Source organism: Mesotoga sp. H07.pep.5.3 (assembly GCF_002752615.1).
Lineage (GTDB): Bacteria > Thermotogota > Thermotogae > Petrotogales > Kosmotogaceae > Mesotoga > Mesotoga prima.
Genome location: NZ_AYTV01000012.1, coordinates 445,086 through 457,961, shown reverse-complemented (window position 1 = coordinate 457,961; position 12,876 = coordinate 445,086). Strand labels below are relative to the sequence as shown.

General features: G+C 42.5%; 12 protein-coding genes. All 12 read right to left on the bottom strand.

All coding sequences use genetic code 11. From position 1 onward, the window contains the following. Nucleotides 1-3: 3 nt before the first annotated feature. The gene (gene secA, locus V513_RS05840) at nt 4-2,457 is read right to left on the bottom strand and encodes a preprotein translocase subunit SecA (RefSeq protein WP_099772014.1); all 2,454 of its coding nucleotides are present in this window, start codon (nt 2,455-2,457) and stop codon (nt 4-6) included. A 9-nt stretch (nt 2,458-2,466) separates the two neighbouring features. Next, entirely contained in the window at nt 2,467-3,918 is a 1,452-nt protein-coding gene (locus tag V513_RS05835; protein WP_099772289.1) for a hypothetical protein, read from the bottom strand. Nucleotides 3,919-4,698: 780 nt separating this feature from the next. Beyond that, nucleotides 4,699-5,451, bottom strand: a complete 753-nt coding sequence (truA, locus tag V513_RS05825; RefSeq protein ID WP_180274846.1) for a tRNA pseudouridine(38-40) synthase TruA — start codon at nt 5,449-5,451, stop codon at nt 4,699-4,701. Nucleotides 5,452-5,453: 2 nt separating this feature from the next. Continuing rightward, entirely contained in the window at nt 5,454-5,882 is a 429-nt protein-coding gene (locus V513_RS05820; protein ID WP_236609202.1) for a hypothetical protein, read from the bottom strand. A gap of 176 nt (nt 5,883-6,058) precedes the next feature. Next, complete coding sequence (locus V513_RS05815) at nt 6,059-7,708, bottom strand: phospho-sugar mutase (RefSeq protein WP_099772010.1); 1,650 nt, start codon at nt 7,706-7,708, stop codon at nt 6,059-6,061. Nucleotide 7,709: 1 nt separating this feature from the next. Beyond that, nucleotides 7,710-8,048, bottom strand: coding sequence for a YraN family protein (locus tag V513_RS05810; RefSeq protein WP_099772009.1), 339 nt, complete (start codon nt 8,046-8,048; stop codon nt 7,710-7,712). 3 nt (nt 8,049-8,051) lie between these two features. Further along, entirely contained in the window at nt 8,052-8,351 is a 300-nt protein-coding gene (gene gatC, locus V513_RS05805; protein ID WP_014730452.1) for an Asp-tRNA(Asn)/Glu-tRNA(Gln) amidotransferase subunit GatC, read from the bottom strand. A 2-nt stretch (nt 8,352-8,353) separates the two neighbouring features. Next, entirely contained in the window at nt 8,354-9,361 is a 1,008-nt protein-coding gene (gene galT, locus V513_RS05800) for a galactose-1-phosphate uridylyltransferase (protein WP_014730451.1), read from the bottom strand. Next, nucleotides 9,354-10,760, bottom strand: a complete 1,407-nt coding sequence (locus tag V513_RS05795; protein WP_099772008.1) for a glycogen synthase — start codon at nt 10,758-10,760, stop codon at nt 9,354-9,356. The genes galT and V513_RS05795 overlap by 8 nt, the downstream gene beginning before the upstream one ends. Nucleotides 10,761-10,764: 4 nt before the next feature. Continuing rightward, on the bottom strand, nt 10,765-11,385 hold the full coding sequence (locus V513_RS05790) for an MBL fold metallo-hydrolase (protein ID WP_099772007.1): 621 nt from the start codon (nt 11,383-11,385) through the stop codon (nt 10,765-10,767). Between the two features lies 1 nt (nt 11,386). Beyond that, nucleotides 11,387-12,175 (bottom strand): undecaprenyl-diphosphate phosphatase, encoded by a 789-nt coding sequence (locus V513_RS05785; protein WP_099772006.1) that lies wholly within the window; start codon nt 12,173-12,175, stop codon nt 11,387-11,389. Then, nucleotides 12,168-12,782, bottom strand: coding sequence for an ACT domain-containing protein (locus V513_RS05780; RefSeq protein ID WP_099772288.1), 615 nt, complete (start codon nt 12,780-12,782; stop codon nt 12,168-12,170). Before V513_RS05780 ends, V513_RS05785 begins: the two co-directional genes overlap by 8 nt. Between the last annotated feature and the right edge of the window lie 94 nt (nt 12,783-12,876).

Genomic DNA, 12,876 nt, shown 5'->3' with positions numbered 1-12,876 from the left:
GGTTCAACGCTTAACTTTGAATCTCTTAGTACCCTTCTTTTTTCCGGCAACTTCTTTCTTCTTATCGCCTCCGCTGAAATCAGAATGAACAGCCTGCAGACTCTTAAATTCCTTATCGGCGTTCTGCTTAGCCTTATCGCTGTCGACTCTTACAATTCTTACGATGGCGCTTGCTATATCATCGTATAGAGAATCGGTCAACTGCTGGAATAGTATGAAAGATTCCTTTTTGAATTCTAACACAGGATCCTTCTGACCATAAGCCCTTAGACCCACGGAGTCTTTTAGGTGCTCTATAGCTTCTAGATGCCTTCGCCATCTTTCATCAATCATCCGTAGCATAATGTACTTGATGACCTGAGGAAACTCATCACCGAAAGCAGACTTCTTTTCCTCATAAATATCGTGAAGCACTGAAAGGGTTTTGCTCCTAAGATCTTCCACACTCTTAAGGTTTTTAAGACTCTCAATGTCGCCTGCCGGCAAGAAGCCAAAAGAAACCTTTATTTCATCAAAAGAAGGGAGACGATCGAGACCCGACAATCTTCTTTCTACAACATCTTCGATAATTTCTAATACATTAGAGTCGATTTCCTCACCTTTGAGTACCCAATTTCTATGAGCATATATTGCGCTTCTCTGCTGGTCAATAACAGAATCCAGCTCGTAAAGTCTCTTTCTTATTTCAAAATGCATTCCTTCGATCTTCTTCTGCGCAGATGAAATTATCCTGCTTAGGAGCGGGTGTTCGATTGGTTGTCCCTTTTCAATCTTTAGTGTATTCATAATCGACTGCATGCGTTCGCCACCGAAAAGGCGCAAGAGATCGTCTTCAGTTGAAAGGAAGAATTTTGATTCCCCTGGATCCCCCTGTCTGCCCGATCTTCCTACAAGTTGGTTGTCAATTCTCCTGCTCTCGTGCCTCTCGGTACCTAGAACATAAAGCCCGCCAAGATCTACTACTCCCTCACCAAGCTTAATATCCGTTCCTCTTCCCGCCATGTTTGTTGCAATTGTAACTGTCTTTCGCTCACCGGCCTTTGCAACAATCTCTGCTTCTCTTTCATGATACTTGGCATTCAAAACTTCGTGGGGTACGCCCTTTTTTTGCAGCAGCTTGCTCAAGAACTCGCTCTTCTCTATCGAAGTAGTACCAACGAGAACGGGCTGTCCTTTTTCATAACGTTCAGCGATCTCATTGATAATTGCCTCATTCTTTTCTTCTCTTGTTTTATAAATCGAATCCTCTTTGTCCTCTCGAATTACCTTCTTGTTTGTAGGAATGATCGCAACTGGTGTGTTGTACATGGAGATGAACTCAGATTCTTCAGTTGCGGCAGTACCGGTCATTCCAGACACCTTCGAATACAGCTTGAAGTAGTTCTGAAAGGTTATTGTGGCAAACGTCACCGATTCTTGTCTAATTTGCACATTTTCTTTGGCCTCTATTGCCTGATGCAAACCCTCGGAATACCTTCTTCCCGGCAACAACCTTCCAGTGAATTCATCAACAATTACGACTTCTCCCTCCTGAGTTACCAGGTAGTCGACTTCCCTTTTATATAGATTCATTGCTTTCAAAGCATTCAACAGATGGAAAATGTAGTCGTAATTGCTTGGATCATAAAGATTGTCGATCTGCAGCAGTTTCTCAGCCTTTGCTATTCCCTCTTCTGTGAGAGTTACTGTTCTGTCTTTTTCATCAACAACAAAGTCCTTTTCCGCAACAAAACGTTTGGCAAAAAATGCAAACTGCCTATAGAGATTGGATGAGTCTTGAGCGGGGCCGGAAATAATGAGGGGCGTTCTTGCTTCGTCTATCAGGATTGAATCGGCCTCGTCAACTATTACATAGTTGTGTCCCCTCTGAACCTTGTTCTCCAGGGAATACACAAGATTGTCTCTAAGATAGTCGAATCCGAATTCGTTAGCAGTACCATATGTTATGTCGCAACCGTACGCCTCTTTTCTTTGAGAAGGTTCCATCGCTGCCTGAATGAATCCAGCTTTCAACCCAAGATACTCATAAACCGGCCCCATCCAACCAGCATCTCTCTTTGCTAGATAGTCATTCACGGTTGCTAGATGGCAGCCCCTTCCAGACAAGGCATTAAGATAGAGAGGCATAGTTGCCACCAGTGTCTTTCCCTCTCCGGTCTTCATCTCAGCAATTTTACCTTCGTCAAGCGCGAGAGCTCCCATTAGTTGCACATCGAATGGCCGCATGCCGACCGTTCTCTTAGCAGCTTCTCTAGCCAGCGCAAAGGCTTCCGGAAGAAATGAATCTAATGTTTCGCCCTCGGAGACTCTAGCTTTGAACTCCTCTGTCTTTTTTTGAAAGTCAACCTTTTCATACCTACTCACGGTTTTTTCCAAGCTGTTTATGCTTTCAACCACCCTGGAGTACTTTTTGAGAAGCATATTATTCTTGTCAAATATTTTGGATAACAATCCCATTAAATCACCTCAATAGAAGCGGAGAGCGTGAATCATATTGCCGTTTTCATCAAATGTCTGCTGGTAGAACAGAGCACTGTCTACGGAAACTCCCATCAAAGACTTGAAGACTTTTTTCATGTCGATGAAAGCATGTGCTATGTCTTTTTCCAGGCCAAGATTTCGTACAAACTCGTAGCTAATGTTATCACTGAGACTTTCTGCATCGGAAAGCAATCTGTAGTATTCATCGGGCGAAAGGGAAGTCAACACGGTAGTTTCGTTGGAAAAAATAAAGTAAATTGTGTCAAAATCGTTCTCAAGCTCGTAGATCCTACTGTCCTTATGTGCTGACTGCAAAGCACCCCACTCTTTCAAAGAATTCTCGAATTTCTCAGTGTCTGAACTTTTGTTCGTAAATACGGCTGTCACTCTGGGTGTTTCTGAAACGAGATCTCCATATATTCTTGCGTTTCCTATACTCTCCTTAGAAAGAAGTACAACAAAATCAGCGAGCTCTCTATAGGGCTCTAAATCAAGTTCAAACCAGTGCGCAAGCTCCTTTCTCAGAGTTTCAACGGATGAAGACGGAAAGAATACGGTGTAATCCCCAAAAGTCTCTTTAGAGGCCTCCAGTTCTTTTGTGTCAGTAACAGAGAGCATCTTTTGAAGATCTTCACTGCTGAGAAAAACAGTATCCTGAACTATTGTTGCGGTTAATGTGTGTCCTTCTGGCCTAGCAAATAAGATAGTGCTTTCAATCGAGAAAGTCGATTCCAGCCCCAGATCTAGATGAAAACGGTCTCCATCAATGTAACCGGCCAAAGCGTAATCATAGCTCATTTCAGCAACTTCCCTTCCTTTGCCGTTAGATTCTAGAAGCCTTTTTCCTTCACCTTCATAGGTTTTCAGGGCAAGTGTAACTGCATCTTTGTTTCCACCGATTATCAGGTAATCGTCGCCGGCATTATAGAAAAGCGTTCCAGTGTTGCTTCTGAGTTCATTGACGCTTTCGCCGGGCTGAACAAATATCGCCATATCAAGAAGGGCCGCCACCGCCTTCAACAATTCGAAGGAACTGTCCGTTCTCCAAGCCATGAAAACTCTGTTCTCAGTAAGCTTTAATTTCTCAAGAAGGTAAAAAGGATCGAACATCAACAGGTCGTCAAGTGAAAGATCGATTCCTTCCCCGGCAAGTAGTATGTCATTGTTCAACGCAGACTTAAGGAAGCTGGTATCGACTTCAGCATTGTATCCTGCCGCATCGATTATTCCATAAAAAGCTCTTTCGGCTCCGTATCCATTATCTCCGAGATAGGCTCCAAAAAAATTTGTGTTATCCCTAAGAGCCTCCATTGTCGATCTCAATCCTCGAAGTATAAGAAAATAACCAACATCTTCAGGCACGAAATCAAAGATCTCCTGGGCCATTATTCCGGAAAAAGAAAGAATCAGTAACAAACCAACTAATAAGGATTTCAAACCTTTCCCGATCACCTAACCGTAAAATCGGGGTTCTCCCTCCCTTCAAATCTGATGACTTACATTCTTCTCAAAATACTTTCGACTCTTCGGCCACCGGTTAGAATCGCCACTGAGTTCGTTTCTAATTGCTGTATGAGGCAGATACTCAAATTTACTTTCTTCGTACCGATTAGCAAGGATCAAATGCTTTGGCTAATTTCGGAAATACAAAATAGCGACTCCCTCAACCAATTACTTTTCTCTCAGTCCGGAAACAGCTTCAAATGGATCCTTTAGTAGACTAAAGGTTCACTTCTGTCGCCCAGAAAACTTCTTGCAGTTTCGCTGATCCAGCTGTTGAAATAAGTAAAAAACTGCAGCTGGTGAACCTTCTTCTCTTGAGCATCGACAAGCGCAAGTTTTCTGATTTTGTAGATCCAGATAAAATCTCCCTTCCTTCCAATGGCTGATCTTTTCTCCGCCCACAATAAAATAGACCAAGGTAGATGCGGCACTATCAAGCATTAGCTGATTGAAACCATTATGTGAGGAGCTACCCGATTTATCTTGCTCTCCAGTATAGGTACCAATTCTACCGATTGCTACCACTTTCTTTTTGGACTTAACCGACGAACTCGCCTTTCAAGTCTTCCCACAAAAATCCGGTACAAAGAAATTACCTTGCAGCCCGGCTTAAGAACAATCATACCATTAATAATGAATTTTCCGCTTCACAGTAAAATTGATGGTCCTGTTCTCCTTTCAGACAGCACTAGTTCAAACAATTGTTCATCAAATCTAGGTCTCGAATTCATCAAAGATAACTTTGTAAAATACGAGTCCCTGAGGTGGAGCCGTTCCCGGTAATGTTGATCTGTCATGAGAAGAAAGAAACTCAGATACCGATTCTTCTGAAACACTTCCTGTTCCGACTTTTACAAGCGTTCCAACAATGTTTCTCACCATTCTCTTTAGGAACGAAATGCCTTCAACCCTTATAAGTATGATGTAAGGTTTGTATCTTATTATTCTTATCGCCGTAATAGTTCTAACAGGATTTCTATCGTCCTTACCGGTCCTGAATGCAGCAAAATCATGTTCGCCCAAGAGATTGACTGCCGCTCTTCTCATTGATTTAATATCGAGAGAATAGGGAAACCACCAGACAAATCTTCTTCTAAAAATATCCGGTTCACTTGAAGTTTGTATGTAATAGTGGTATATCCTTTTCTTTGCGGCGAATCTTGGGTTGAAATTCTCATCGACTTCATGTACTTTCCTGACATACATGTCAGATGGAAGATTTGCGTTCAATGCGTCTCTCATGGTAGTTGCTTCCAGGCGATCCAGGTTAGAATCGAAGGCAATTACCTGTCCGAACCCGTGAACACCAGTATCAGTACGTCCTGCGCCTTGACTAGAGATGCAAAATTTATGGATTCTATGAAGCGCTTCTTCAAACTTGCCCTGAACCGTCCGTAATCCCGGCTGGTTCTGGAAACCGAAAAAATCTGTTCCATCATAAGACACTATAGCAGCGAATCTCTTCATAATCATTTTAGAGCTATCAAGTCAAGCATTTCAGTGTAAAGATAAACGATTGAGGAAAGGTCCTTCCCCATTTTTGGTAGATCTCCATTATAAACTGCCCAAAGAATTCTACCTACAATGGTTTCTACATACTTTATTAGTGATTTCTCAAGCTCTTTTTTTTCGTTTACACTCAACTGTAGTTCTCCAGTTTTCATGGCAAGCCATGATGAGAACCTTTGGTCATTGAAGCTAAGCGATCCTTCTTCGTAGTCCTTTAGCATCTTGTAAACTTCTTCGGTAGTTTCCCTAATCGACAAATTCTTTGAAATGACCTCAAACGTTGTCTGATCGAAATAACCTTCAAGAGCTTCTGGAACTTCTAGTTCATACTTAAAGTACAGTAGATTCGAGTCGCTGTGCTTTCTTTCGAAAGTGATCTTCCGCCTCATCGCGCTCTCAAGGCCATAAGCACTAAGGCAATTCCAATATTTATGTTTAAGCAACTCAGCTGAATGATCAGTAGACCAGGTGGTCATGAAACCAGTTTTTGTTCTGTGATCAAAAGTAGCTCTTTTTGGTGTAAGGAAGTCATCTCCCCTATAAAGAATGTGCGCGTACCTGAAGTTCATAAGCATGCAATCCTTTCAACCAGTTCTTTCATTTCTTCTATCTTCTTCTCTGCTTCTTCTCTATTTTCTCCCCTGGCCATAAGGTAGAACTTGATTTTCGGCTCTGTTCCTGAGGGTCGCACTATTATTTTGCAGTCGTTCTCCATTTCCATTGATATTACATCTGAAGGAGGAAGGTTACCATAACCATTCAGATAATCTTTCATTCCTCTGATGGCCATGTCTTTTAGCTTCGATGGCTCAATATGCCTGAGTCCTGTCATTATTAACTCAATCTTTTCCTTCCCTTGAATTCCTTCATACTCTTTGTTCACAAGTGCCTCTTGGAAGTAGCCAAACTCGCTATAGATTTCTTCAAGATAGTCGATCAATGTCATCTCTTTGCGTTTAAGGTGTCCGCCGATCGCGCAGGCTAGTGCGGCCGCGCTGACCGCATCTTTGTCTCTTGCATGTTTTCCAAACAGCGAGCCGTAGCTCTCTTCAAATCCAAAAAGATAGTTCCCTTTTCCATCCATTTCAGCTTTTTCGATTATTTCTCCAATAAACTTGAACCCAGTAAGAGTCTCTTTCACTTCAACACCATATTTGGATGCGATCCTCTTCACAAGATCAGTCGAGACGATCGTTTTTACAATAAACGGATCTGACGGCAGTGAATCTTCCATTCGCTCCAGTATGAAGGAAGTCATTATTGCGCCGGTCTGATTTCCATTTAGTGGAGCATAATCACCATTGTGTGCCACCATTATCCCCAATCTATCGCAGTCGGGGTCCGTTGCTATTACAAGATCTGCGCCTATCTCTCTCGCAACATCCAGAGCCATGGAAAAGGCTCTTGGATCTTCGGGATTTGGGCTCTGCACCGTCGGGAAATCTCCATCCGGTATAGCCTGCTCCTCAACTCGTCTCACTCTGTGTCCGAGCACTGTAAGAGCTTTGTAAACGGGAAAGTTTCCACTCCCATGTAGGGGTGTGTAAACAACATTCAGTTCTTCATAGTCAGAAGTAAGTCCTAGTATGTTTTCTTTCACGGTGTCGATGTATTTCTCAAGAAGGGAATTCGGGATGCTATTTATCAGTTCACTTCTTGGACTGATATCCTCAAAATAGTCCGATGCTTCGACTCTTTTTATTATCTCTTCTGCATAGCTGGGTACGGCCTGGGTCCCATCGGAAGTGTAGACCTTATAACCGTTGTATTGCGGTGGATTGTGACTGGCCGTTATTACGACACCACCGCTAGCTTTCAACTCTCTCACTGCATAACTAAGTATTGGAACCGGCATGGGTTCGATGAATACGTGCACTCTAATTCCCATGGACGAAAGAACCTCGGCTGTCGTTTGGGCAAACTGCGCAGATTTATGTCTGGTATCAAACGCTATTACAACAGATGGATCACTGTAATTCTCTGAAATCCAGCGCCCAAACCCTAAAGAGGCGCGCTTGATGGTGTAAGAATTTATCCTATTTGTACCTGCACCCATTACACCACGCATTCCACCTGTTCCAAATTCGAGATCCAGTGAAAATCTCTCTCTAACTTCTTCAGGAGTGAGATCCTTCAGTTCATCTCTGATCTCATCAGATGCATTATCTAGCCATCTCTTGTACTCCTGGTTAACTGCTCGTTCACCTCTAAGCACTCTACCACCTTCCAACAGATCTAAAATGATTAACTGCTCCGCTTTCTAGAATTTCAATGACATCCAGTCTAGCTTCCTCAAACTTAGGCTCTTCAGTCAGAATATATCTCTGGGCAGCCAATTCCAATCTCCTAATTTTCCTTTCATCTACACGATATCTCGGGAGTACTAACGAGCTTCCCCCCTTTACTTCAACAAACACCAGAATCTTGCCTTCTAGAGCAACGATATCTATTTCCCCGAATCTATACGCAACATTCCTTGCTATTATCCTGTATCCGTTTTCTTTCAAGTATTCGCATGCGAGATCCTCGTATCTCTTACCAGACTCATTGCTCATTGCTCATTTCTCTTCTTTATAAATCCTTGGTACCTTCAAATAGCTCCCCTCTGTTTCGGGAAAGAGATCTCGAATGAGTCTCGATTCCTTGAACTCGACCAACTCGTCTTCCCTAGGCTCGAGGCTCTTCTCAACAGGAGTGACCATTTCTTCAGCGTCAGGATCTACTCCATCTAGAAGCGTCATATACTGCAGTATCTCCTCAATATCCTTCTTCAGTTCAATACGCTCGTCTTCAAGTAGTTCAAGCTTTGCAAGGCCTTCAAGATGTTTAAGGAGTTCATCGCTTACTTTCGTTTCCATTTTCATTCCTCCTCAGTGCTGACTTCACGAAGATACATGGCTGCATGCTCTGGAGGCATAGGGTTTATGTAGAAACCCGATCCCCATTCAAATCCGGCAACCCTTGTAAGCCTTGGTACTATTTCCAGATGCCAGTGGTAGTGATTCGATTCGTCAATTCCTCTTATTCCTGTGTGCAGCATGAAATTATATGGTGGATTATCTAGAGCTTTGTAGATTCTTAGCAACGTATTCTTGAGAATTATCGAAAAACTTTCGATTTGAGTAGCAGATATCTCTCCAAAATTGTGACTATGAACCTTTGGAACAATCCACGTCTCAAAGGGGAACCTCGCAGCGAATGGTTCAAACGCTACGAAATCGCTGTTTTCTTCAACTACTCGTGTCCCTTCAAGAGTCTCTTGATTCACCATATCACAATATACACATCTCTCTCTGAAGCGGTAGTACTCAGCTGCACCAGCTATCTCTTCTGCGACTCTTTTTGGAACTATTGGTGTAGCAATGAGCTGACTATGCGAATGGACAAGCGAAGCGCCAGCTTCTCTTCCATGATTCTTGAATATCAAGATGTACTTTATCCTGCTGTCCTTTTCGAGTGTCTGGAGACGTTCTTTGTATGCCCAAACTACTTCTCTAACCTGTCCATACGATAGGGTCGCCATTGAAGCGTTGTGATCCGGTGTCTCAATGATGACTTCGTGGGTCCCGAACCCCTTTATGACATCGTACATGCCGTGACCGAATCGCTCGGGCTCAATATTTGAATCCAATGCAGGAAACTTGTTTTGCACAACTCTCACCCACCAGCCCGGACTGTCCTTAGCAGTATCTGCGGGCCTAAACGCCATGATTTCTGGAGGTGTGGTGTGTTCATTGCCATAGTCAAACGGACAAAAGGCTGATTCAACATTTTCTTTAGCATTTATGAAATCATGAGGTCGTCGAGCTCTTTCGGTCGCAATAATCACCCACCTCTTGATTATCGGATCCTTTCTAAGTTCAGGCATCGTTATTAACCTCCAGAATCTTCTTATACAGGGAGAGGTAATTTATTGCCGAGACTCTCCATGAGAAGTCCTGTCTCATCGCATTTCTAACTACTTTCTTCCAAAGTTCTGGTTGAAAGTAAACTTTGAGGGCTTTCTTCAAAGCTCCAAGCAGCTTTTTCGCATCGTAGTCTACGAATCCAAAGCCATTACCATTGTTTTCAGGATCAAATTCATGAACAGTGTCGGCGAGTCCTCCAGTGTATCTGACAATTGGAACAGTCCCGTATCTCATCGCAAACATTTGTCCAAGTCCACATGGTTCATATCTAGAGGGCATCAAGAACATATCTGCTCCACCGTAGATTTTTTGGGCAAGATCGAGATCAAAAGTCAATCTCGCAGCCACTTTTTCCGGATAATTCTTTTGAAGTATCCTGAACATGTCTTCATACTTGCTCTCTCCCGTCCCCAAAACTACAATTTGAATGGGAAGCTTCATCAACTCGTCCTTGACATCTTCAATCAAATCAAGTCCCTTTTGATCTACAAGACGTGAAATCAGTCCAATCAAAGCATCATCTTTTTTCGGAAGACCCACAAGTTGCTGTAAATTAGATTTATTGATTTTCTTGCTCTCAATATTGTCCTGCGAAAAGTTTGCCCAAAGTCGTTCATCTCTTTCGGGATCATATTCGTAGTAATCGATCCCGTTCAAGATTCCAACCAGGTCACTCCGCCTTCTAGAAAGGATGTCTTCAAGGCCGGCACCATATTCTTTCGTCTGGATTTCTTTTGCGTAGGTTGGAGATACAGTGCTAAGCTTATCTGAAAAAACAAGTCCTGCCTTTAGAAAGTTTATTTTTCCTGCCTCAAAGATTTCGTTCCGATTGCTTTTTTCGATTCCTGACAGATCTAGATATTCCTTACCGTATACACCTTGATAGGCGAGATTGTGAATAGAAAGAAGAGTCTTGCACTTTGCTTCACGCTGTTTAAGATATACTGCGATCAAAGCGGTTTGCCAATCGTTGAGGTGGACGATATCGTAGCCTTTGTCAACTGCAAATCCAGCGGCGGCATCGGAAAAGCTCATTGCCTGAAAACCAAGATCCGATGCACCATAGATCTCCTTTGAGTCCATAAGTCTTTCGTTATAAAGCAAAAAAACGTTCACGTCGCTCTTCGGCAACTTCGCTCTGTAAACCTCAAAAGAAACCTCTCTTTTGACGAACCTGGTACTGATGTTCTCATCCGTTTTGATAGCCATATTTTTGTCTATCGACTTATGAAATGGCATTAACAAATCAATTTCGACTCCAAGCTCTTTAAGATACTTCGGAAGGGATCCTGCAACATCGGCAAGACCACCTACCTTCGCTATAGGATAAACCTCGTAAGATACAAAAAGCACCTTCATTCAATCACCTCTTGAACAGCGGGAGGTCATGAGAGAAAATAACAGCATCTGCTCTCTCAAAGTGTTTCAAGACGAAAGCAGCGGCTGGATCTGATCTCATTCCTTTTCGCATTTCGTGATAATGTATCTGTCTTGCGCAGACGTCTCCACAAATGAAAACCCTTCCATGATTTTCCGTTTGGAGAAAGAAGGACACATGATCTCTTGAATGATATGGCGAACTGAGAACATCTATTGCTCCCAAAATCCTTTCGCCACCCGAGAAGGTCTCGATAGATTTCCAGGAGTCAATGATCTTACTATACACAGATCCAATTATTGGACCAAATGAACTGTAATCTCTGGTGGCGAAGCTTTCATGTAAATGTATCGTCGCCTTAGAGAAAAAAACACTGCTGAAAGCATGATCAAGATGAAAATGAGTGAGCAATATATCGGTTATATCGTCTGGGGAGAGACCCAGAGAAGTTAATCCGTCTTCTAATACTTTCATCGAAGCGAACCCACCCGGATCGATGAGAATTTTCTTGTAATCCTCCACAAGCAAAACACAGCTACTTGTGGGTGCATCCATCATTCCCGGCACGTACACTAAAGAGCCGGGAAAGAGGAGATTCAAATCCAAATCACATCACTCCTCGAAAAATCAGACCTACAATCCCTATAATTATACAGTAAAAGCCAAAGAATCTCAGACGTCGCTTCAGAACAAGTTTCTTGAGGAGCCAAAGCCCAACAATACCAGTTGAAAAGGCAAGAAGACATGACAAAAGGACGGTTGATATAGGAAGACTTACTTTGGAGAGTTCCAAAATACCGGCACCAAAGGTAACTGGAAGACTCAAAAGAAAGGAGAATCTAACTGCATCACTTCTGATCATTCCTATAACTAATGCCCCGAATATCGTCAAGCCACTTCTTGATAGTCCAGGAGCTATTGCTGCCGCCTGGAAAATGCCTATTGAAAGCGCACCTGCAACTGAAAGATCAAGGATTTTACGTTCACCCTTCAATCTATCCGAAATGAATAAAGCAGCCGCTGTAGCAAAAAGCATTATCGAAGCAAATGCCACATCAGAGAAGAGAGATTTGATTTCATCCTCTAGCAGGAAACCAACTAGAACTGCAGGAATAGTTGCAACAAGAAGCAGCACAATGAATCTGAATGAGATTTTCCTCTTTTCAGGTTTAGATAGACCTGTGAGTATTTCCCATACATCTTTAAATGTGAACAACAAAACGGCAAAGAAAGTTGCCAGATGAAGCACCGCAAAAAATGCTGCTTTTGATTCAGAATCGAGAGGAACTTTGAGAAAACTGGAGAAGATTGTTAGATGACCAGACGACGAAACGGGAAGAAATTCCGTAGCTCCTTGTACTGCGCCTAGAATTAGATAGCTTAGTGTTTCAGACACTGAAACCCTCCTCTTCGCTTATACTTTCAAAAGAGATCCCCTTTTCCCCAAGAATGTCAGCGATCAAGCTTATGTCTGACTCATCTGTTCTTATTACAACTCGCTTGAATTCCTTACTTTCTGCGGTCGAAGTGATAATAGAGAGAATGTTAACCTCTTTTTCTGCAAGAAAATCTACTACCTCTCTCAGAGCACCCGGCTTGTCCTCGAGAATTATCGAGATTCTGGCACCGGGTCTGTCCATAGCAGTAAATTCCATTAAACCTTCCAAAATTTCGAAAACACCAATTGCCCCTACGACGACAAAATCGTCATTGACTACTGGAAGAACATAGTCATGACTCTCAATAAGCATTAGCGCGGCATCTTCTATGAAATCGGAGTCACGGCAGTAAAAAACTGGCTCAACAACAATTTCAGAGAGTTTTTTCGAAAGATCAAAGTCATCGATCTCATCCAATCTTGCAGTCCCAGACAGTCTTCCTTCTTTATCAACGGAGATTATATTTGTGAGTCCTGCTAATGCTTTGACACTGAAGACATCCTCAAGAGTTGAACTTTCCTCGAAAACTGGGTAGGTTCTGTTAATCCACTTCTCAATATTCATAAAACCGCCTCTTTCCATCATTAAGCCTTTTATTTGATAGGCCTAACAATTATAATTGTAACAACATAGATTCATGAACGTACTCAGGAGGTGT

Excerpts from the sequence above, each read along its gene's own strand:
- secA (WP_099772014.1), bottom strand. The coding sequence starts at position 2,457 with ATGGGATTGTTATCCAAAATATTTGACAAGAATAATATGCTTCTCAAA.
- truA (WP_180274846.1), bottom strand. The coding sequence starts at position 5,451 with ATGAAGAGATTCGCTGCTATAGTGTCTTATGATGGAACAGATTTTTTC.
- V513_RS05820 (WP_236609202.1), bottom strand. The coding sequence starts at position 5,882 with ATGAGGCGGAAGATCACTTTCGAAAGAAAGCACAGCGACTCGAATCTA.
- V513_RS05810 (WP_099772009.1), bottom strand. The coding sequence starts at position 8,048 with ATGAGCAATGAGTCTGGTAAGAGATACGAGGATCTCGCATGCGAATAC.
- gatC (WP_014730452.1), bottom strand. The coding sequence starts at position 8,351 with ATGGAAACGAAAGTAAGCGATGAACTCCTTAAACATCTTGAAGGCCTT.
- galT (WP_014730451.1), bottom strand. The coding sequence starts at position 9,361 with ATGCCTGAACTTAGAAAGGATCCGATAATCAAGAGGTGGGTGATTATT.
- V513_RS05795 (WP_099772008.1), bottom strand. The coding sequence starts at position 10,760 with ATGAAGGTGCTTTTTGTATCTTACGAGGTTTATCCTATAGCGAAGGTA.
- V513_RS05780 (WP_099772288.1), bottom strand. The coding sequence starts at position 12,782 with ATGAATATTGAGAAGTGGATTAACAGAACCTACCCAGTTTTCGAGGAA.